This window comes from Micromonospora sp. NPDC005172 (genome assembly GCF_040608555.1).
Classification (GTDB): domain Bacteria; phylum Actinomycetota; class Actinomycetes; order Mycobacteriales; family Micromonosporaceae; genus Micromonospora.
The window spans coordinates 126,273-147,868 of record NZ_JBEXIL010000001.1; the positions used below are offsets into that span (position 1 = coordinate 126,273).

Genomic DNA, 21,596 nt, shown 5'->3' on the forward strand with positions numbered 1-21,596 from the left:
TGGCACGACGATTGTCGTGCCAGTTCAGAGCGGGCGGATCAGGCCAGGACGCCGGTGAGGTAGGTCTGGATCGCCTTGCCCGTGCCCGCGGCCAGAGCGGCGGCGGTGAGCTCGGCGATCGCCGGTACGCGGAAGACGTACCGGGTGGTGGCGAGACCGATCAGATGCGAGCCGACCATGGCGGCCCGCAGCTCCGGCTGGGTGTGACCCAGCGCCCGGGTCAGCGGCAGGATCACCTGGTCGCCGAGGAAGTTGCGGACGGCGTCCGCCGCCATGTCGTTGGCCGTCATCGACCGCAGGATGCCGCCGAGCCGCGCCGCCGTGTCCGGCTCGTCCCAGTGGCTGAAGAACAGCTCGACGGTGCGCCGGCCAACCTGGCCGCGCGGGCCCTTCATCGCCCGCTCCACCAGGTCGGGTGGCTGCAGGGCACCACGCACCGCGGCCTCGAACAGGCCCTCCTTGGTGAGGAAGAAGTGGTGCACCAGCGCGCTGTCCACCCCCGCCTCCTGGGCGATGGTACGCACCGTGGTGCCCTCGTAGCCGCGCTCGGCAAACTGGCCACGAGCGATCTCGAGGATGAGCTGATGGCTCACCGTCGGCCCGACACGTCGCCCCGTCCGTCGTCGTGGAGCACCGTTCGGGGACACCTCCGCGCCCACAAGTTCACCTTTCCCAGTTCATCGCATGCCCTATTCATCGTATGGGGGCAAAGGACATAGTATCGCCTTCCTACGTGCGGAAATACGGAGGATCTGCGGCGAGGCAACAACAACAGTACGTAACGATGCCTTGACACGGTGCCCCGCACCCGCCGTAGCATGGCGCAGTGCTACGAACACGGGCGGTCGTCGGGAGTCTTGTCTTCTTTTGCGCCGCACCGGGCGTGGTCGCGGGCCTCGGTCCATGGTGGATATCGGACTGGGAGGTCGAAACACCGTTCGCCTTCTACCAGCCGGTGCGAGTCCTCGGCGCACTGATGCTGGTTGCCGCGGTGGCGTTTCTTCTTCAGTCGTTCGTGCGGTTCGTCGTGGAGGGCCTGGGCACTCCGGCCCCGGTGGCGCCGACCGAGCATCTGGTGATCGGCGGGCCCTACCGGTTCGTCCGCAACCCGATGTACGTCGCGGTGGTGACGGCCATCCTCGGCCAGGCGCTGATCTTCGGCCAGGCGGCGCTGCTGTGGTACGGGTTGGCCATCGCCCTCATCCAGGCAGCGTTCGTCCGGTTCTACGAGGAACCCGGTCTGCGCCGACGGTACGGCTCCGAGTACGACACCTACCGCGCCGCGGTTCCAGCGTGGATTCCCCGGCTACGTCCATGGAAGGGTGCCAGCTCACCGCAGATGTGACCCGATCACCAGATCACCCGAGGTGCGGCCGATCCACCGAGCCGCCGACCCGCGAAGGGAGTGCGATGCCGTCATCCCCGAGGGCTGTCCACCCCCCGCCGCACGACGGGGGGCGACCAGCCTTCTAGGACACCCGCTCCCGGGTCGGCAACTCCGCCTGCGTCACGGATGCCTGGCAACTGGCGGTCAACACCGGTAGCCGACCGGAGACCTCTGCGATCAACTCGCCTCGCAAGAGGTCGTCCCCGGCCGGTTCCCCCCAGATGATGAGCCGGCAGTTCACCTGCTCCGCGCGCACCGACGCCGAGGCCGTCCAGATGATGGGCATGCGGTGTCGTGCCGCTCCCAACAATTCCACTGTGACGAACTCGGGTGCCGTCTTGTCAGTGCCATCGCACTGCTCGAAGCCGACGTGCGCCGTAATCTCACCACTGCCCAGGTAACTCAATTGAAACATTACGCGATACTCGCGCCCACCTACATCCGCCGGCAATAATCCCGCTGTCAATAACAGCCCTTCCGGCTCGTAGAAGAGTACCTGGACATCCGTAACAGCTAGCGCTGATGCTTTCATATCCCTGGTGGCCCCATCCCCCATTAGCGTACCGCCAGTTCATCGATGGATGTTATCCTGTCGAGGGCCTCGCTGTCCCCCCCTAATTGGGTAGGCCATGGCGCGGCACGGTCGGGTTGCGGACCGTTCCGGCCGGAATAGGTCTCATCGGGCATGGCGCGCCGAGGCCGATGTGTCGTACACGAATCCCAGCACGGCAATCGGCTGCGGCACGACGGTCGCGTTGACGTGGGACAACGCGATATCGAGCCCGACGTACCGCGCACATCACACCCCGGCGCCGCCGCCCGGACGCGCCCCGACCGGTGCCGCCACACCTCTCGCGCGGCACCCGGATTCGTCCTTCGTAAGGCCTGCCAGCATTCCGACACCGGGTGCCGGCGGCCCACCCCCGGACCGCTCGACACGACGCCGACACCCGCCCAAGCCTCCATCCGGCATCGACGGGCGCCCGCGTCCCGGCCACGTCGGCGCCGCGCCTGTGGCCCACCGCCCGCTCATCGCTCAACTCGCCGCAGGCACCACCCTCAACGGGCGCGGTCGAGGCCCCGACCGTGGGGGTCGGGGCCTCGATCCGGTAGGACCACTCAGGTCGGGGCGCCCGCTGCGAGGACCTCTTCCTCCTCCTCGACGGCGTGACCGTGCCCCTGTGTGCGCAGGTGCGGGATGAACAGCGCGATCAGCGCGCCCGCGGCGAGCGCACAGGCAGCCACCAGGTGGGCCTCCTGCAGACCGTTGACGAACGTGGCCACCGACTCGTAGCCGCCGTTCGCGCCGAGGATCGCGCCGCCCACCGAAACACCCATCACGGTGCCGGTCTGGCGGATCGCGTTGGAGACACCGGAGGCGACGCCCTCCAGCTCGGCGGGCGCGAAGCCGAAGGCCAACCGACCGATCGGCGCGAGGAAGATGCCCAGGCCGAGGCCGGTGATCACGAACGGCACCACCAGCTTCGAGTACGTCAGGTCGTCGACGACCGAGCCGATCCAGCCCACGCCGATCGCCTGCATCGTCAGGCCCAGGATCACCAGCGGCTTGCCGCCGATCTTGTCGGTCAGGATGCCGGAGATCGGGGCCGCGATCATCGGCATGGCCGTCCACGGCAACGTGCGCAGGCCTGCCTCCAGTGGCGAGTAGCCAAGGATGCTCTGCAGGTACTGGGTACCGAGGAAGACGGCCCCGAAGACACCGAACGGCATGATGATCGTCGCCACCATGGTGAGGCTGAAGCCTCGGCTACGGAACAACGACAGCGGCACCATCGGCGTACGCGCCCGCGACTGCCAGAAGATGAACACGAGCACGAGGATTCCGCCGACGATGAACCCCGCCAGGACGGAAGGGCTGTCCCAGCCTGCGCTGTTGCCCCGCACGAGGCTGGACACGATGCCGAGCATGCCGGCGGTGATCAGGACGACGCCCACCGGGTCCAGGCGACCGTAGCCGCCGCGGCTCTCGCGGACGCGCGTCATCACCGGCAACAGCAGCAGACCGATGGGCACGTTCACCCAGAAGATCCACTGCCACGACCAGGCTTCGGTCACCGCACCGCCGATGACCGGCCCGAGGGCGATACCGAGACCCACCATCGCGCCCCACAGCCCGAACGCGTGGCCGCGCTGGCGTGCCGGCACCACGCTGGCCAACAGGGTGAGGGTGAGCGGGAGGACGACAGCGGCACCCAGGCCCTGCACCGCACGTGCGGCGATGAGGAATTCGATGTTGTCGGCGAGGCCCGCCAGCGCAGACGCGAGGGTGAAGACCAGCAACGCGATGGTGAAGACCTTCCGTCGGCCGAAGCGGTCACCGAGCGCCGCGCCGGTCAACAGAAAGACGGCGAAAGTGAGCGTGTAGGCGTTGACGATCCATTCAAGATCTTCAAGGCTCGCACTGAGCTCGGTCCGGATGACCGGTAGCGTCGTCGTGACGACGAGGGTGTCGATCGCGACCATGAACACCGCGACCAGGGCCGCTATCCATGTCCATACGGTGCTGTGGGTCGCTGGTTGGTTCTTGTCCACTCTGTTTCCCTACTCGAGATGGATTGGCTGGGAAGGATCGCTGGGGCGCTGCCCGTTGCGCTCCTCTCGTCGGTAATGGGGTTGAGCGACCCGGACGTACGTCCCGCGCCAATACCCCAGCGGGAATCGGTCCGGCGTCGTCGCGCCGCCGACGAGGCGGCCGAGCACGATGACGTGGTCACCGGCGGCGATCACGTCGTGCAGCGCGCACTCGGTGAAGGCGACGGTGGGTTCCAGCCGCGGCATGCCGGCGACGTCGCCGGGACGCCAGGCCACGTTCGCGAACTTGTCGCTGTTGTAGCTGGCGAACAGGTCGGAGACCTCGTGGCCGTCCGCGTCGAGGAAGTTGACGGCAAATCCGCCGGTCTCCCGGATGGCGTCCAGGGTGGAACTCACCTGCCGCACGCAGAACAGCAGCAGCGGTGGGTTCTTGGAGACGCTGCACACCGACGACGAGGTCAGGCCGTGCGGCCGACCGGACGCGTCGAGCGCGGTCACCACGCTGACGCCGCTGGCCAGCGAGCCCATGATCGCTAGGAACGCACTCGGCTCCACGTTGACTAGTTCGGTGCCAGTAATGGTCCACCTCCTTCGATCGCCGCCAGAAGCGCGGCTCGATCGGTCTTTCCGTTCGGGGTGAGCGGTAGGCTCGTGGCCGCCTGGACGGAGTCGACGATCATGTAGGTCGGCAGTTGTCCCGCGCACCAACGCTTGATTTCCAGCAGGCCGGGGCGGCGGTCGCCCGCCGGCACCACGACCGCGTGCAGCCGCGCGGCCAGCCCGACGCCGGCGACGACCACCGCGGCCGCCGCGACGTCCGGGTGCGCGGCGAGGACGGCCTCGATCTCGCCGGGCTCCACCCGGTTGCCGCGCACCTTGGCCATGTCGTCGCGTCGGCCCAGATATTCGAGAGTGCCGTCGGATGCCAGCCGCCCGAGGTCACCCGTGCGGTACGGCCCACGCTGCGGCTCCCGGCCCCAGTATCCGAGCATCACCGTGGGCCCGTCGGCCACGATCTCGCCCTCCGGGACGTCGCCGCCACCGTCACCGTCGACGCCGGTGGACGCCGGCGGGTCCAGGGTCAGCACCGCGCCGCTGGCCGGGCGGCCGATCGGCAGCGGACGGTCCCGCCCGGTGTCGGCGTCGGTCACCTCGTACGACGCACACACGTTGGTCTCGGTGGGCCCGTACCAGTTGAGCAGCCGTACGCCCGGCCAGGCGGCACGCAGCTCGTGCACGTACCGGATCGGCATCACCTCGCCGGCGAAGACGCAGGCCCGCAGTACCGGCGGCGGCGGACCCTCCAGCATCCCGCCGTCCCGGATCATCAGCGTCAGCGCGGACGGCACCGAATACCAGATGGTGATGCCCTCCTCGCGCACGAATCGGGCCAACTGCACCGGCGCGTACGCCAACTCGGCCGGGACCAGGTGCACCGACGCGCCCGCGCGGAACGCCGCGTACAGGTCGAAGACCGACAGGTCGAAGTTGAACGGGGCGTGGTTGGCCAGCCGGTCCCCTGGCGACACCGCGAGCAGGTCACCGGCCCACTCGACGAACGCGGCCGCGTTGCGGTGGCTCAGGCAGACACCCTTCGGGGTCCCCGTCGACCCGGAGGTGTAGAGGATGTACGCGGGGTCGTCCGGGGCCGGCTGGTGCACCGGTGGCGCGTCGCCCTCGGCCCCCCGCCGCTCCAATTCGTCGAGCGTCACCAGCGGCGGCCCGCCCGGGGCACCGCCCTCGCGCGCGACCCGCTCGGCGGCCGGCCCGTCCGCCACGACGACAGTCGCCGCGCAGTCCTCCGCGATGCGCCACACGCGGGCGGGTGGATTCGCCGCGGACACCGGCACGTACGGCGCGCCCAGCGCGAGCGCCGCCTGCATGACGGCCACCGCGGCGGCCCGCTTGTCGGACCAGAGCACCACCCGGTCACCCGGGGACACCCCTGCGCGCGCCAGCCCGGCCGCGAGGCGACGCGCGGCCGCCGCCAGCTCGGCGTACGTGAGCTGCTCGTCGTCCGCGATCACCGCCGGCGCGTCCGGTGTACGCCGAGCCCACGCGGCCACGTAGCCGTGGATGCCCGCGCCGTCTGGCGTCTCGGACCGGTCCGCGTCCCGCACTGTCGGCACCTCCCTGGTCACGGTCGCCGCCCTCACAGACCCAGCTCGCGGGCGATCAGCAGCCGCTGGACGTCCGACGTACCGGAGAAGATGGTGCTGGGTACGGCGTCGCGGAGCACGGTCTCGATCCCGGCGTCGCGCAGATAGCCGAGGCCTCCGAACAGGCGCACCGCGTCCAGCGCGCTGGCGACGGCCGCCTCGGAGACGGCCAGCTTCGACAACGCCACGTTGAGCTCCGAACCGGCGCCGTTGTCCATCTCCCAGCAGCAGCGGTAGAGCAGCAGCCGCGCCGACTCGGTCCGCAGTTTCATCTCCACGATCCGGTTCGCCACCGCCTGGAAGTCGCCGATGCGTCGGCCGAACTGTCGGCGCGATCTCGCGTGCTCGACGCAGCGCTCGATCAGGCGGTCCAGCAGGCCGACGTATCCGGCGAACAGGCAGGCGCGTTCCCAGCGCATGGAATGTTGGAAGATGGCCGCGCCCTGGCCCGGCTCACCGAGCACCCGGTGCGCCGGCACCGGACAGTCCTGGAAGGACACCCGGCCGGCCGGCGCCGACACGAGGCCCATCTTGTCGAACGGCTCGCCGACCGTCAGGCCGGGAGTGTCCCGGTCCAGCACGAACGCGGTGACGCCGAGGTGGCCGGCCGTCGGATCGGTGGTCGCGTAGGTCACCAGCACGTCGGCCACCGGCCCGTTGGTCACGAACGTCTTCTCGCCGCTGAGCAGGTACCCGTCCGCCGTCTCCGTCGCCGTCACGGCGAGCCGTGAGACGTCGGAGCCCGCGTCCGCCTCGGTCATCGCGTTGCCGGCCACCACCTCGCCCGAACAGATCCGTGGCAGGAGGCCCTTCTTCAGCTCCGGCGTGCCGAACCCGGCGATCGGCACCGCGCACGCGAACTGGTGTGCGCTGGCGGCGAACACCAGCCCGGTGTCCGCGCACCCCCGACCGAACGCCTCGACGCGCAGCGCGGTGTCCAGAGCACCCAGCCCACCCCCGCCGTACTCTGCGGGTATGCAGAGGCCGAGCAGCCCCAGCCGGCCGAGATGCCGCCAGGCGTCACGGTCGTGCAGCCGGCTGGCATCGGCGGTCGGCGCGAATGTCTCCTCGACGCTCGCGCGCACCTCGTCGTACGCGTCCCGCTGTTCAGGCGTCCAGGCGAAGTCCACGCTGCCCCCTCGACCGCGCGGTGAGACGGCGCGGCGGAATTGCCGGCTTGCAGGAGCAACCCGGACCGGACTGACATATCCTCAAAGGTCTAGACTTAGGCATTTGATCGGGCCGTGCGCTCGGGCGTACGGGAACTCGTAAGAGGTTGCCTTGACGACGCAGCAGGGATTCGACGGTGGCAACGGCATCCGGCAGGCGATCCTCGACGTCACCCGGCGGGAGATCTCCGAGTGCGGCCTGACCGGGGTGAGCATCCGCAGTGTCGCCCGGCGCGTGGGTGTCGACCCGCGGCTCGTCCGGCACTACTACGGTTCCAAGGAGCAGCTCCTGCGCCACGCGGTGCAGGTCGACGGCAACCCCGTTGAGCTGGCCGAACAGCTCCTGGGTGGCAGCCGCCGCCGGTTGGGCCGGGCCACCGCGACGGCCCTGCTCGCGCACTGGGACAGCCCCCGTACGACGATCTCCTACCGGGCCCGGCTGTCCGCCTCGCTGACCAGCGAGGAGATCGCCGAGCTGATGCGCGACGAGTTCGTCCGCGCGTTCTTCGGCACGCTGGCCGAGGGCGTCAGCCCCGACCGGCACGAACTGCGGGCGGCGCTCGCCGCGTCCCAGGTGATCGGCCTGGCCCTGTGCCGCTACCTGATCGACGGCACCGAGCTGTCCCGGCACGACCGCGACGATCTGGCCCGGATGATGGGTCGCACGATCCAGCATTACCTCACCGCCGACCTGGCTGAGTGACGCCCGGCGCGCCGGCAGCCGAGCCGTCCGCCAGCCCGTCGTCGTGGGCGGCGAGCCGCCCGTCGTCCGCCGACGCCCGCTCCCGGACCGGCGACGGCGCGTCATCCCGCCGACCGGTGACGTTGTCCTTGGTCAGCAGCCGCTTGAAGTCCGCGGGCGCCACCGTCATGACCCACGCCACCATGAGGAGGCGACGGGGCATCGTGAAGTGGTAGTACCGCGCATTCGGGTCACCGAAGCGGTACAGCGGCGGCACGAAACGGGCTCTGCGCAGCTCGCGGAAGATCATGTCAGCCGCCTGGGCCTGCCTCAGCCCACCGTCGCGTACGCGGGCGAAGACCTCGAAGAACCAGTCCAGCATCTGGCGCAGGCCGTCCGGGGTGCGGAACCACAGCCCACCGTCGGCGAACCGCTCGACCGGCTCCCACGTGCCGGCGGCGCGGGCATCGTTCGTGGCCCGCTTGAGCGACAGGTGGGCCAGGATCTGCCAGAGCAGCCACACCCGGCTGTACGCGTTCCACAACGCGAAGCTGCCGGCGGCCGTACGGGCCGCGGCCAGCATCTGGTCGTTGAAGTCGATCAGGGCGTCCTGAAACGCCGCCGCCTCGGCCAGTACGGCGCCCGCCGCCTGCTCGTCGCGTACCGCTCGCGGCAGCGCCGCCCCGAGCGCGTGGACCACCTCCGCGGTCATCGTCACGTCCCGGGACAGGAACTCGTCGGTACGGCACGCCGAGCGCTCCATGGCGAACCACCGCGGCCCGTGGGTCAGCGCCGCCCGGCGCTGCCACTGGGCCGAGGTGGTCCAGCCGCCCTCCGCCGTGGCGGACGCGAACTGCTCCGCCAGGCTCGGAAATGGCGCCACCAGCGCCCGGAACGCGGCGTCCGGGTCAGCCGGTAGTTCGCCGAACCGGTCGTGGTCCAACCCCACCGTCACGCTGCACAGATCGTTGGCCGCGTCATCGTGGTTGCGGAAGTCCACCACCTGGATCCAGCCGCCGTCGAAGAGGTGGTGCACCGTCCCCCGCGACCAGATCGTCGCCCGGTGGTAGTCGCTGAGCCGGCTGCACTCCTCGAACTTCCGGACGTCACGCAGGTAGGCGTGCATCATCCGGGACCGCAACAGCAACGTGCCCGGATCGCCGTCGGCGGACGCCGCCCGCAGCGGTGACTCCTCCCCGCAGGCGTCCACCACGAACCGCGCGCTCGCCGTCTCTCCCGAGGCGAAGGCCAGGTGTACGGCATCGGGCGCCAGCCGAACCTCGGTGGTGGACGCCTTCTCCGCGAGCACCGACGCGCCGTACCGGACGGCCAACTCCCGGGCGTACTCGTCGACGACCGGCCGGTACAGGTGCCACTCGCTGTGCTCCCCCGGCACGTGGAACTGCACCGCGTGCGCCGGGTCGTGCCTGCGGCCCGCGGTGTGGTGCAGGAACGCGAGGCTCTTCTTGATCCCGCTGCTCCGGCGCACCGGCTCCGGGAGGTCCTCGAAGGCGGCGAAAGAGGCGATCTCCGGCACGTCGAACCGCTCGGCCAGCAGGTGCAGCACGGCGGTCGTGTACGGCACGGTGCTGTCGCCCGACGGCAGCACCGTGTCGTCGGGCGAGCCGACGAGCAGAACCCGCAGGTCCTGCTTGGCCAGGACCGTGGCGAGCAGGCCGGTCGCCAGATGGCTGCCCAGGATCACGACGTCGTACATCACCGGGGCGTCGGGTTCGGTGGTGGTCATTCGGTCTCCTAGAAGATCTTCCGGCCCATGAGCTGCTCCTTGCCGGCCTCACGCAGGAAGCCGAGCATCAGCCGCCGCACGTCCGGCGGCGCCTTGGTCGCCGCCCACAGCATCGTTCGGCCGATCTTGAGCGGAGTCGGGTTGATGAACCGCAGGTGACGGTCCTTCCAGCCCCAGTGGTCCGGCACGAAGGGCGCCCGGTTGAGGTGGTCGTAGAGGGCGTCCGCCGCCTCGTCGCCGGTGATCTTCCCGGCCTCGAAGTCGCCGCACTGCTTGACCATGTCCTCGAACAGCTCGCCGTAGCCCTCGTGGTCGGACCAGTGCAGGCCCGGGTTCTTCACCTCTTCCAGCTCGTTCAGATGCTTGTCGTCGCCGGTCGAGCGCCAGCGGCGGTACGCCTCGTGGGCGCGGAAGGTGCCGGCGTTCGAGCCCCACGCCCAGATCCGGAAGACGGCCGTCCACAGCGAGTAGTGCTCGAACGAGGCGTACGCGGCGTTCACCAGCTTGTCGTTGCCGTCGAACAGCGCCTGCTGGCGGGTGTCGACGCCCTCGAAGCGGTCGGCCGAGAAGTCGTCGTCGCCGACCGCCCGCAGGATCCGCCAGGCCAGCACGTTCACCGCTTCACAGGTGTTGGACAGGCCCCGGGAGAACAGCGGGTCGATGAACGCGGCGGCGTGTGCCAGCAGCACCCACCGGTCGCCGACGGTGGTCTTGGACGAGTACTGCACCCGGTCGGTGCCCACCCACTCCCGCATCGGCCGAGCGCCCTCGAACTGCGCGGCCATGCCCGGGAACCGCTGCATGTGCTTCCAGAAGTCCTCCTCCGGCGACATGCCGGGCGTCTTCGGGTACTTGCGCGGGTCCATGGTCAGACCGACGCTGCACAGCGGGTTCTTCGAGTCCTTGTGGTTGTTGAACGCGATCACCCACGACCACCCCCGCGGGAACAGGTGGTGGACGGTGCCGTCGTAGAACGGCACCGGCGGCTTGTCCGCCCCGGTGCGCTTGAACACCTCGTCGGTGGTCTTGAGGTCGATCATGTGGTTCCAGACGGCCCGCGAGTGGTGCTTGTAGCGGCACGGGTCCTCACGCAGGCCGAACTTCTCGGCCAGCGGCGAACGGTAGCCGCTGGCGTCCACCACGTAACGGCTGCGGAACTGCTCGCCACGGGTCGAGCTGACCGTCACGCCGGAGTCGTCGAAGTCGACGTCGGCGATCGTGAAGTTCACCCGGGCGGTGCAGCCGTACTTGATCGCCGCGTGGAACAGGTACGCGTCGGTGTCCTGCCGGTACATGTGCGGCGTCTCGTGCAGCAGGCTCGGGAAGTTGAACATCGTGACCTGCATCGGGTCCTGCGGCTTGCCCTCCTGGTGGTTCAGGAAGGCGAAGTGGTCCTTCTTTCCGTGCCAGGGCGAAATGATCTTCTGGCAGGCGGTCAGCGTCGCCAGGGTCATCAGCTCCGGCACCTTGTACCGCTCGGACATGGTGCGCAGCGACACCAGCATGTTGGGGATGGTGGACTCGCCGATGGCGAACTTCGGGTGCGCCTTGGCGTCGACCAGCAGCACCTTCGCGCCGTTGCGGGCCAGGATCGCGCCGAGCATCGAGCCGGCGAACCCCGCGCCGAGAATGGCGACGTCATATGTGGCCTTCTCGGCCTCGATCAATTCACTCACCGTGTACTCCAATTCCTCGTTTTACTTCGGCTCGGGGACGCGCAGCCGGGAGCCGAACACCGGCCAGCCGGAGAGCTTCTGCTTGATTTCCTCGACCGGCTCGAACTCGCCCCGGGCGAAGCGCTTGCGCATGAAGAGGGTCAGACCCTCGTAGGTCAGCTCGCCGATCGCCGGCGGGGCGTCGCGCTTCGCCCAGCGCAGGGTGCCGAGCACCTTGGCGGCGGAGGCGCCCGTGATCCGGATCGCCGGGTCGGCCAGCCCGAACGCCGGCGGCACGAACCGCGCGCGGGCGAGCTGGTCGCGGATCTGCTTGGCGACGTCCTTGGGCTCCGCCTCCCCCGCGTCGACGGCACGCATCATCCGGCTGACGCCGGCCAGGAACTCGAGCACCTCGGCGTGGTCCGGATCGTCCACCTTGGACCTGTCGAACTCCCGCAGCTCGACCCGCCACCACGGCCGTTCCATCCGCCGCAACACGGCGGGGTCGCGGGTCTTGGAGTAGAGCGCGTAGCCCCGGTTGATCTCGAAGGTGGAGAGGATCTGGGTCAGCGCCCAGACCCGGAACCAGGCGTCCCACAGGTCCCAGTCCCGGAACGCGATGTACGCGTTGTTGACCAGGTCGTCGTTGAAGTCGAGTTGGCCCTGCTCGAGTTCCTGCACGTACTCGAACCGCTCGACGGCGAAGTCGTCGTCCTTGAGCGCGTCGAGCAGCCGCTGGGTCAACGCGTTGATGATCTCCATCGTGTTCGACAGACCACGCGAGAACAGCGCGTCGACGAAACCCGCCGCGTGCGACATGAGGCACCAGCGGTACCCGACCGTCTGCTTGGGCGAGTACTGCAGGCGACCCGTCCGCACCCACTCGCGCACCGGCGTGGCGTTGGTGAACTGCTGCGCGATGCCCGGGTACCGGTCGAGGAACTGGCGGAACTCCTCCTCCGGCGAGCAGTCGGGCACCGGGTACATCCGCGGGTCGAACTGCACGCCGACGCTGCACAGGTCGTTGGTGGACCGGGGGTGGTTGTCGAACGGGATCACCCACATCCAGCCGCCCTCGAAGATGTGGTGCAGCGTTCCCTCGTGCCACCGGGTCGGGTTGCCGTAGGTCTCGCGCGGGGCGAAGTCGTCGTACGGCCGCACACCGACCATGTGCGTGAACAGCGACCGGGAGTGGTGTTCCAGCCGGGTCGGCTCCTCCCGCAGGTCGAACTGCTCGGCCAGCGCCGAGCGGAAGCCGCTGGCGTCCACCAGGTAACGAGCCCGCACGGGCGCGCCGGGGCCGACGTCGAGCGTCACTCCGTCCTCGTCGACCTGCACGCCCACGATGCGCGTCTGCTGCCGGATCACGGCGCCGTACTTCGCGGCGACCGTGAGCATGAAGTTGTCGATGTCCTGCCGGAAGAAGTGGTTCTCGGTGTTCAGGATCTTCGGGATCTGGAACATGTTCGCTTCTTCGGGCCGCTGCTGCTCGCCCGGCCGCTGGTAGACGAAGCCGAAGTTCCTCTTCACCCCGCCGGTGGTGTTGATGTGCGCGTACACCGACTCGAAGGTGCTCAGGTACTTGATCTCCGGCACGCCGTACCGCTCGCTGATCAACCGCATCGCCATGGAGGTGTACGGGATGGTCGACTCGCCGACGGCGAAGCGGGGGTGCGTTCCGGCGTCGATCACCAGCGTGTGCGCGCCGTTGGCGGCCAGGCACGCCGCCAGGGTCGAGCCGGCGAGCCCGGAGCCGATCACCACCACGTCGAACATCCCGTTGTGCGCGGCAGCACCTTCCATCATGGACTCCTTATCCATCGAATTCACTTCGGCGTCGGGACGCGGAGCCGCTTACCGATCACGGGCCAGCGCGCGAGAAGGTGCTTGAGTTCCTCGCCCACGGCGAACTCGCCGGGCGAGAAGCGCTTCTTCATGAAGAGCGTCAGGCCGTCGTACGTGAGGTCGCCGACGGCCTTCGGCGCCTTCTTGCGAGCCCAGCGCAGGGTCTTGCCGATCTCGAAGAAGTTGGCGTCGGTCCACTGGTTGTCCGGGTCGGCGAGGCCCCACGCGGGCGGCACGAAGTCCGCCTCGCGCAGCAGCCGCAGCAGCTCGGCGGCCGTCTCACCGGAGTCGGCCCGTCCCTCCTGCACGGCTCGGGTCATGTCGTTGACCTGCTGCAACAGGACCATGACCGCTCCGTACGGCGAGTCCTGCGGGATGACCCGACCCCGCCACCACGGCCGCTCCAGCGGGGCCAGCACCGCCGGGTCGCGGGTGTCCAGGAAGCGGGCGTACGCCCGGTTCACCTCGAAGGTGGCGATGAACTGCCCGAGCGACCAGATCCGGAACCAGGCGTCCCACAGCCGCCAGTCACCGAACGACGTGTACGCGTTGGCGACCAGGTCGTCGTTGAAGTCCAGCAGACCCTGCTCGAACTCCTGCATGTACTCGAACCGCTCGACCGAGAAGTCGTCGTCCTCGATCGCGGACAGCAGGCGGTGCACGAGCGCGTGCATCGTCTCCAGCGAGTTCGACAGTCCCCGGGAGAACAGCGGGTCCAGGAAGCCCGCCGCGTGGGAGGTCAGGCACCACCGGTAGCCGACGGTCTGCCGCGACGAGTACTGCAGCCGGCCGGTGCGGGTCCAGTCGCGCACCGACCGGGCCTCGGCGAACTGCGGCTCGATGTCCGGGTACTGCGCGATGAAGCGGCGGAACTCCTCCTCCGGGGTGCAGTCCGGAACCGGGTGGATCCGCGGATCGAGCTGCAGGCCGACGCTGCACAGGTTGTTGGTGCCCCGCAGGTGGTTGTCGAACGGGATCACCCACATCCAGCCGCCGCGGAACAGGTGGTGCAGGGTGCCGTCGTGCCACGGGCTGGGGTGCCCGTACCGGGACTTGGGGGCCAACTCGTCGTACGGCCGGATGCCGACCATGTGGGTGAACAGCGACCGCGACTGGTGACGGAACCGGCTCGGCTCCTCCCGCAGGCCGAACTGCTCGGCCAGCACCGAACGGAAGCCGCTGGCGTCGACGACGAACTTGGCCCGGAACTCGCCGCCGGTGTGCGCCAGCGTCGCGCCGTCGTCGTCGATCTCCACACCGGTGATCCGGACCTGCTGGCGGACCGTGGTGCCGTACTTGGCGGCGACCGTCAGCATCCAGTTGTCGATGTCCTGGCGGTAGAAGTGGCTCTCGGTGTGGGTGACCTTCGGGATCGGGAACATGTGGGTCTCGCGCGGGTTCTGGCGCTTCCCCGGCCGGTGGTAGACGAACCCGAAGTTGCGCTTGACCCCCGAGGTCGTGTTGATCTTCGATTGAACGCCCTCGAAGGTGGACAGCCACTTGATCTCGGGCACGTCGTACCGCTCGCTGACCAGCCGCATCATCATCGATGTCGCCGGGATGGTCGACTCGCCGATGGCGAACCGGGGATGGGTGGCACCGTCGACGATCAGCACCTTCGCACCGTTGCGGGCCAGGCACGCGGCCAGCATCGTGCCGGACAGGCCGGACCCGATGATCGCGACGTCGTACTCCGGCGTGCTGCGCGGATGATCAGTCATGTCGTTCGAGCTCCTTCATCAGCCGCTGTGGGAGCGGGCAGGTAGCCGGTCCGCACCATCCAGCGCAGGTAGGTGTCGAGTAGGTCGTCATCCAACGGCGGGCATCGGAGGTCGGTGTCCCGCAGTTGTTCCTCGGTGTTGCCGACGGCGTAGTGGACGGCCTCCTCGCCGCCGACCACGAACTCCTGGACCACCGGCATGACCGGGTGCAGCTCGTTCGTGCCGACGGCATAGGTCGCCTTGAGTGCCTGCCACCACTCCTCGACGGGCACGACCTCGACCGCGAAGCCGTGCCGGCGCAGCGCCCGAACCACGTCGGCGAACAGGGCCTTGTACGGGCTCACCAGGTGGTACGTGCCACCGAGGGCCGGGCCGTACCGGGAGATGTGCACCAGCGCGCTCGCCACGTAGTCGACAGGTGTCATCTCCACCTTGATGTCGATGTCCGGAGCGAGTCCGAGCTGCACGCAGCCCTTCATCACCCGAGTGGTGAAGTGGGTGGTCAGGCTCGCGCCGGTGCGGGAGTCGCCCAACACCCGGCCGGGCCGGTAGATGTCCGCCGGCACGCCACGTGCGCGGGCCAGCTCGACCAACCGCTCCGACGCCCACTTGGTCTGCACGTAGCCGGTCACCAGTCGGCCGGCCGTGGCGATGTCGTCGTCCTCACCGACGACGTCCCGGCCCGGGGCCGGCAGGCCCCAGATGCCGTACGTCGAGACGTGGTGGACCGCGGTCGGCCGGCCACGCGCGGCCAACCGCAGGATCTCCTCGGTCCCCGTGATGTTGTCGGGGCGGAGCTGGTGGTAGTTGTAGCCGAAGTGCACCCGGGCGCCGCAGTGGTAGATCCCGTCCAGGTGCTCGGACAGCTCGTCGTACCGGTCGTCGGACAGGCCGAGCCTGGGCTGCCCCAGGTCGCCCGGCAGCACCGTGATCCGGTCGACCGCCTCCGCTGGCAGCGGCAGGTAGCGCTGGATGTTGTCCAGCAGCCGCCGCAGGCCGGTCTCCTCGTCGGCGCACCGCACCAGGCACGACACCCGGGCCGCGGTCGTCTCGAGCAGGGTGTGCAGCAGGTAGCCGCCGACGAAGCCGGTCGCGCCGGTCAGCAGGACGTGCCGGGGGTCGCGTACCCGGGCCGGCGGATCGCCCACCACCCGGATGTCCGGCGCGAGGGTCACGTCGGCCGCGATCCACGCCGGGTCACTCGCCTGGTCAGCCGCGAGGTTGTCGCCGGCCTGGTCGGCGGTGGGCTCGTCGCCGTCGGCGGACGTGTCCACCGACCCGTCGGCCAGCAGTCCGGCGAACAGGTCCGCCCACTGTGCCGGGCTGGCGAGGGTGAGCAGGTCACCGGCGCGCACGGTGAGGCCGAGGTCCCGTCGACAGCGGCGGACCGCGTCCATGACCATGAGCGAGTCCATGCCGCTGGCCAGTACGTCGCTCTCCTCGTCGAGGGCACCCGAACCCACGCCCAGGACGTCGGTCGCCACCTCGACCGCGTACGCGCCGAGCATCGCCCGCACCCGACGCGGGTCGCGCTCGGCGCGCAGACCGGCCAACAGCGGCGCGTCACCGGCCTCGTCCGTCGCCGGTTCGTCGGCGGTGATCCCGCGCAGCATCGGCCGCTCCGTGCGGGCCTGCATGACCGGCTTGAACACCGACCAGTCCACCGCGCACACCACCCGCTGCGGGGCGTCACCAGCCGCGAGCGCGCTGAGCATCCGGATGCTCTGGTCGGCCGGCAGCGGGCGCAGCCCGGTGGCCTTCAGGAACGCCATCACCTCGGCGCCGAACAGCGCCGAGGGCAGGTCCCACGGGCCCCACGCGACGGACAGGGCCGGCAGGCCGGCGGCGTCGCGGTGCCCGGCCAGCGCGTCGAGGAACGCGTTGCCCGCCGCGTAACTGGCCAGGTGCTGCGAGCCCCAGGTCGCGGCGATCGACGAGAAGCCGATGAAGAAGTCCAGTTGGGCGTCGCGCGTGAGCTGGTGCAGCAGCCAGCCGCCGACGACCTTCGGCCGCCACACCCGCCGGTACGCCGAGGCGGTGGCCGCACGGGCGAACTCGGGCTCGGAGACACCTGCCGCGTGCACGACCCCGCGCAGCGGAAGCGGGTTGCCCGCCAGCTCGGCGAACACAGCGGTCATCGCCGCTTCGTCGACCACGTCCGCGGCGACCACGTCGACGCTGGTCCCCAACCGCTCCAGCCGACGTACGGCCGCGATCCGCCGCGCCGCCTCCCCGGTCGCGTCCGCCCAGCCGTCCCGCTCCGGCAGCGGCGTGCGGGCGAGCAGCACGAGACGACCGGCGCCGGCGCGGGCCAGCCACTCCGCGACGGCCAGGCCGATCCCACCGAAGGCTCCGGTGATCAGGTACGTGGCCTCGCCGTCGACCGGCGGCCGACGACGCAGCGCCTCGGGTGCCAGCGGTGCGGGCACCAGGCGCAGCGCGTACCGACGGTCGGCGCGCAGCGCCTGCTGGTCGTCGTAGCCGTCCTCCGCGTCGGCGGGACCGCCGAGGGACGGATCACCGGTGACCAGCCCACCCGTGGTCAGCGCGGCCAGCAGCAGTCGGTCCTCGCCGGGCCGGCGGTCCGGGTCCAGGTCGAGCACGCCGCCCCACCGGTCCGGGTGCTCCAACGCCAGCACCCGACCCAGACCCCAGAGCGTGCCGGCGACCGGGGCGGCGGCGTCCGGGGCGGCGGCGTCCGTCGGCACCCGCATGGCAGCCCGGGTCACCAACGAGAGGCGCGCGTCGGCGCACTCCGGATCGTCGAGCATCGCGCCGAGGAGGGCGAGGATCGTCAGGTCCGCGCGCCCGGCGTACTCCTCCAGGCTCCCCGCGTCGCAGTTCGCCGACGCGGGCGCGTCGAGCCCGGTCAGGACCACCGCGAGCGAGGGGCGGCCCGGGCCGGCGGACCAGGTGGTCACCAGCTCCCGGACGGCGTCGGGATCGGGCCGGCAGTCCGGACCCTCCCCCACCACCGGCGGCGCGGCCACCGTCACCTCGGCGTCCCGCTCGCGCAGCAGCCCGGCCAGCGCGGTCACCAGCGCGGCGTCCTGACCAGCCGGGTCGGCCACCAACAGGTAGCTCCGTCCGGCCAGGTCGGCCGGCGGCTGCGGGGACGGCCCGGGCATGGGCACCCAGGTCTGTTCGTAGAGCAGGTCGGCCGGATCGTCCCACTGCGCCGGCGCGGGCACCGGCGCGACGATCACGTCCCGGGCGTAGCCGATCGGGACGCCGTCGGCGTCGAGCAGGTCGACGGCACCGGTCACCGTGTCACCGAGCGCGCGCACGGACCCGGCGCGGACCCGCACCGCCCGTACGCCGCCCGGCGCCACGGGGCCACTGGCCGCTGCGGGCGCGCCGCCGAGCGCGCCGCAGCCGGCGATCGTCGACCCGGCCTCGGGCTCCGCCACGCCGGCCACCGTGACCGCGAGGCGCGCGGCGTCGAGCACCTCGTGCCAGCCCGCGCCGTCCGGCACCGAGATCTCCGGCATGGACGCCGCGTCCGGATCGGGGTACGGGCGGTCGGCCGGCCACCGACGACGCAACAGACCGCTGGCGTGACGGATCCACGGCGCGGCCAGCGCCTCGCGTGCCGCCGTCGCACCGAGCAACTCCCAGGCGGCCGAGCCGTCGTCCCGTGCCGTGACGGTGAGGCGCAGGTGCCCACGGTCGCCGGTCGGGACGGACGCGTGGACGGTCAGGTCCTCGGCGCACCGCCACACGCCACCCAGACAGTCCGCAGCGGCCCGGGTCGCCACGTCCAGCACCGCGCCCAGACCCGGCGACTCGCCGGGCAGCGCCTCGGCCGTCACCTCGTACGCCGGCACCGGTCCCGGTAGGCGGCGGCCGACGCCCGGGATGTCCCCGCCCACGACGGCGGCCCCGGTCTCCTCGCTGGCGTCCGCCGCCGGCACCGGCGCGGCCACCGGCCCGACCTCGCGGAACCAGTAGTGCGCGCCGCGCCACGGCGTCGTCGGCAGCGGTACGGCGCGCACGTCCTCGCCCTCGTGGAAGGCCCGCCAGTCCGGGCGCGAACCCCGCAGGCTCACGGTGCCGACCGCGCCCAGCACCTCGCGCAGGTCCTCGCCGCCCCGCCGCAGCGTCGGCACGAACGCGCACTCCGGCTCACCGGCGAGAGAACGCGCGGCGAGAGCCGTCAGCACCGGCGCCGGACCGAGTTCCACGAAGGTGCGGACGCCCGCCTCGTGCAACGCGCGTACCCCGTCGCGGAAGCGGACCGCGCCGGCCGCGTGCCGCAGCCAGTAGTCCGGGCCGACCTCGTCGTCACCCCACAGCCGCCCGGTGACGTTGGACGCCAGCGGAATGCGCGGCGGGTGGAACGACAACCCGGCCAGCACCGCGCGGAAGGGCTCCAGCATGGGCCGGATCAGCGGCGAGTGGAACGCGTGCGACACGCTCAGCCGCCGGGTGCGCACACCGTCGGTCGCCAGCCGTTCCAGGACGGTGCCCAGGTGTGCGGCGTTCCCCGAGATGGTGACGTCGGTAGGCCCGTTGACCGCCGCGACGGCGACCGTGTCCGCGTACCCGTCGATCGCCGCGACGGCGACCTCCTCGGTGCAGCCGGCGGCGGCCATCGCGCCACCCGACGGCAGCTCGGCCATCAGCCGCGACCGCGCGGTCACCAGGGTCGCGGCGGCGGGCAGGTCCAGCACGCCGGCGACGCAGGCGGCGACCAGCTCACCGATGCTGTGGCCGCCCACCGCCGACGGCCGCAGGCCCCAGGAGAGCCACATCTGGGCCAGCGCGTACTCGACCGCGAACAGCGCCGGCTGGGTGTACCGGGTGTCGTCGAGCGGAGTCGCGCCGTCGGCCCACAACACGTCCGCCAGGGGCCGGGGCAACCCGGTGTCGAAGAGCGCGGCGACCTCGTCGAACGCGGAGCGGAAGGCGGCGTTCCCGAGCAGTCCCCGGGCCATGCCCTGGTACTGGGCGCCCTGGCCGGTGAACAGCCAGGCGACCTTGCGATCGCGGCGGCGGGGCAGCGCGGCGACCGTCAGCCCGCGCGGTTGGCGGCCCTGGGCGTACGCCGACAGGACGTCCGCCAGTTCGTCGGTGTCCGCCGCGGTCACCGCGAGACCGTGGGTCTGGACCGCGCGGCCGACGTGCGTCGTGTAGCAGGCGTCGCCGAGGGACGGGGCGTGGGGACCGCGCAGCCACCGCGCGTGCCGGTCGGCCATCTCGCGCAGCGCCTCCTCCGTGCGCGCGGAGGCCAGGAACAGCCCGTACGGCTGCGGTGCGGCGGTGCGGTCGGCACCGACCGGCGGTGCCGCGAGCACGACGTGCGCGTTGGTTCCGCTGGCGCCGAAGCTGCTCACTCCCCCGGTGCGCGGGTGACCCCGGTCCGGCCAGGGCGTGCACGCGACAGGCACGCGCACGTGCAGACCGGACCAGTCCAGGTTGGGGTTCGGCTCGCTCAGGTGCAGGTGCGGCGGGATCTCACCGTGCGACATGGCCAGGACGACCTTGAACAGGCCGGCGATGCCGGCGGCCGGCTCCAGGTGCCCGATGTTCGTCTTGACCGAGCCCACCAGCAGCGGGTCGTCGGAGCGGCGGTGCCGGCCGATGACGGCTTCCAGCGAGCGCAGCTCGATGGGGTCACCGAGCGAGGTGCCCGTCCCGTGCGCCTCGACGTAGTCCACGCCGTCCGGCCCGACGCCGGCCTGGGTCATGGCCGCGCCGACGACGTCCTGCTGGGCGAGCGGGTTCGGCACGGTGAGGCCGCTGGAACGACCGTCGTGGTTGACAGCCGAGCCACGGACGACGGCGACGATCGGGTCGTTGTCGGCCAGCGCGGCGGACAGCCGCTTGAGCACCACGACACCCGCGCCCTCCCCACGGGCGTACCCGTCGGCCGACGCGTCGAACGTCCTGCACCGTCCGTCGGCGGACAGCCCACGGAACTTGCTCATCATGACGAAGCCGTACGGGGACAGCAGCAGGTTCACCCCGCCCGCCAGGGCCAGGTCGCACTCCCGCAGCCGCAGCGCCTGGCACGCCTCGTGCAGGGCGACCAGTGACGACGAGCAGGAGGTGTCGACGACCTTGCTCGGCCCTCGCAACCCGAGCAGGTACGAGATGCGGCCGGCCAGGAAGCTGGGCTCGCCGGTGAGCTGGTAGAAGTCCACGTCGTTGATGTCGCCGACGGCCTGCCGGGCGCGTACGTAGTCGGTCGTGCTCAGCCCGAAGTAGACGCCGGTGCGCGAGCCGTCGAGCCGGTCGGGCGCGTAGCCGGCACGCTCCAGCCCCTCCCAGCAGATCTCCAGCGCGATGCGGTGCTGTGGGTCCATGCCCAAGGCCTCGCGTGGGGAGATGCCGAACGCCTCCGGCTCGAACCGGTCGACCTGGTCCAGGAAGGCGCCCCGGATCGTGTACGCCTTGCCCGGCTCCTCCGGGTCCGGATGGTGGTACGCGCGAGCGTCGGCGCGCTCCGGCGGAAACTCGGAGGTCGTGTCCACCCCGTTGCGCAGCAGCGTCCAGAACTCCTCCGGCGAGTGCGCCCCGCCGGGAAAGCGGCAGGCCATCCCGACGATGGCGATCGGCTCGTCGAGCCACCCGTCCCGGCTGTCGGCCAGACGACGGCGCAGATCCTCGATGGTGCGCAGCGCGTCGGCCATCAGCCGTCGGCTGTCCGGGGTACGCGGAGCGGTCGTCGTCATC

13 protein-coding genes are annotated in these 21,596 nt (G+C 70.9%); 2 read left to right on the forward strand and 11 right to left on the reverse strand.

Going from position 1 to position 21,596, the window contains the following annotated elements; translation table 11 throughout:
- Positions 1–38 precede the first annotated feature (38 nt).
- Positions 39–593, reverse strand: a complete 555-nt coding sequence (locus ABZV06_RS00470; RefSeq protein ID WP_355236267.1) for a TetR family transcriptional regulator — start codon at positions 591–593, stop codon at positions 39–41.
- Positions 594–955: 362 nt separating this feature from the next.
- Between ABZV06_RS00470 and ABZV06_RS00475 the strand changes: the two genes are divergently transcribed.
- Positions 956–1,345 (forward strand): isoprenylcysteine carboxylmethyltransferase family protein, encoded by a 390-nt coding sequence (locus ABZV06_RS00475; RefSeq protein ID WP_355617391.1) that lies wholly within the window; start codon positions 956–958, stop codon positions 1,343–1,345.
- 124 nt (positions 1,346–1,469) lie between these two features.
- Here ABZV06_RS00475 and ABZV06_RS00480 read toward each other — a convergent pair whose 3' ends face one another.
- The 5 genes from ABZV06_RS00480 to ABZV06_RS00500 form a co-directional block, all read right to left on the reverse strand.
- On the reverse strand, positions 1,470–1,673 hold the full coding sequence (locus tag ABZV06_RS00480; RefSeq protein WP_355236262.1) for a hypothetical protein: 204 nt from the start codon (positions 1,671–1,673) through the stop codon (positions 1,470–1,472).
- A gap of 833 nt (positions 1,674–2,506) precedes the next feature.
- On the reverse strand, positions 2,507–3,940 hold the full coding sequence (locus ABZV06_RS00485; protein WP_355236259.1) for a DHA2 family efflux MFS transporter permease subunit: 1,434 nt from the start codon (positions 3,938–3,940) through the stop codon (positions 2,507–2,509).
- 9 nt (positions 3,941–3,949) lie between these two features.
- Complete coding sequence (locus ABZV06_RS00490) at positions 3,950–4,495, reverse strand: flavin reductase family protein (protein WP_355236256.1); 546 nt, start codon at positions 4,493–4,495, stop codon at positions 3,950–3,952.
- Between the two features lie 5 nt (positions 4,496–4,500).
- Positions 4,501–6,081, reverse strand: a complete 1,581-nt coding sequence (locus tag ABZV06_RS00495) for an amino acid adenylation domain-containing protein (protein ID WP_355617394.1) — start codon at positions 6,079–6,081, stop codon at positions 4,501–4,503.
- 11 nt (positions 6,082–6,092) lie between these two features.
- Complete coding sequence (locus tag ABZV06_RS00500) at positions 6,093–7,229, reverse strand: acyl-CoA dehydrogenase family protein (protein WP_355617397.1); 1,137 nt, start codon at positions 7,227–7,229, stop codon at positions 6,093–6,095.
- A gap of 151 nt (positions 7,230–7,380) precedes the next feature.
- On the opposite strand from ABZV06_RS00500, the gene ABZV06_RS00505 reads away from it, so the two are divergent.
- On the forward strand, positions 7,381–7,971 hold the full coding sequence (locus ABZV06_RS00505; RefSeq protein WP_355617400.1) for a TetR family transcriptional regulator: 591 nt from the start codon (positions 7,381–7,383) through the stop codon (positions 7,969–7,971).
- On the opposite strand, the gene ABZV06_RS00510 is transcribed toward ABZV06_RS00505, so the two are convergent.
- From ABZV06_RS00510 to ABZV06_RS00530, 5 genes are read right to left on the reverse strand one after another with little or no spacing between them, the layout of a single operon-like run.
- Positions 7,949–9,697, reverse strand: coding sequence for a hypothetical protein (locus tag ABZV06_RS00510; protein ID WP_355617403.1), 1,749 nt, complete (start codon positions 9,695–9,697; stop codon positions 7,949–7,951). The genes ABZV06_RS00505 and ABZV06_RS00510 overlap by 23 nt on opposite strands.
- 8 nt (positions 9,698–9,705) lie before the next feature.
- Positions 9,706–11,373, reverse strand: a complete 1,668-nt coding sequence (locus ABZV06_RS00515; protein WP_355236241.1) for an NAD(P)/FAD-dependent oxidoreductase — start codon at positions 11,371–11,373, stop codon at positions 9,706–9,708.
- Positions 11,374–11,394: 21 nt separating this feature from the next.
- Positions 11,395–13,158, reverse strand: a complete 1,764-nt coding sequence (locus ABZV06_RS00520; RefSeq protein ID WP_355617406.1) for a tryptophan 7-halogenase — start codon at positions 13,156–13,158, stop codon at positions 11,395–11,397.
- Positions 13,159–13,178: 20 nt separating this feature from the next.
- Positions 13,179–14,918 (reverse strand): NAD(P)/FAD-dependent oxidoreductase, encoded by a 1,740-nt coding sequence (locus ABZV06_RS00525; protein WP_355617409.1) that lies wholly within the window; start codon positions 14,916–14,918, stop codon positions 13,179–13,181.
- Positions 14,915–21,595 carry a thioester reductase domain-containing protein gene (locus tag ABZV06_RS00530; RefSeq protein ID WP_355617412.1) on the reverse strand — a complete coding sequence of 2,227 codons (6,681 nt, stop codon included), beginning with the start codon at positions 21,593–21,595 and terminating at the stop codon, positions 14,915–14,917. Before ABZV06_RS00530 ends, ABZV06_RS00525 begins: the two co-directional genes overlap by 4 nt.
- Between the last annotated feature and the right edge of the window lies 1 nt (position 21,596).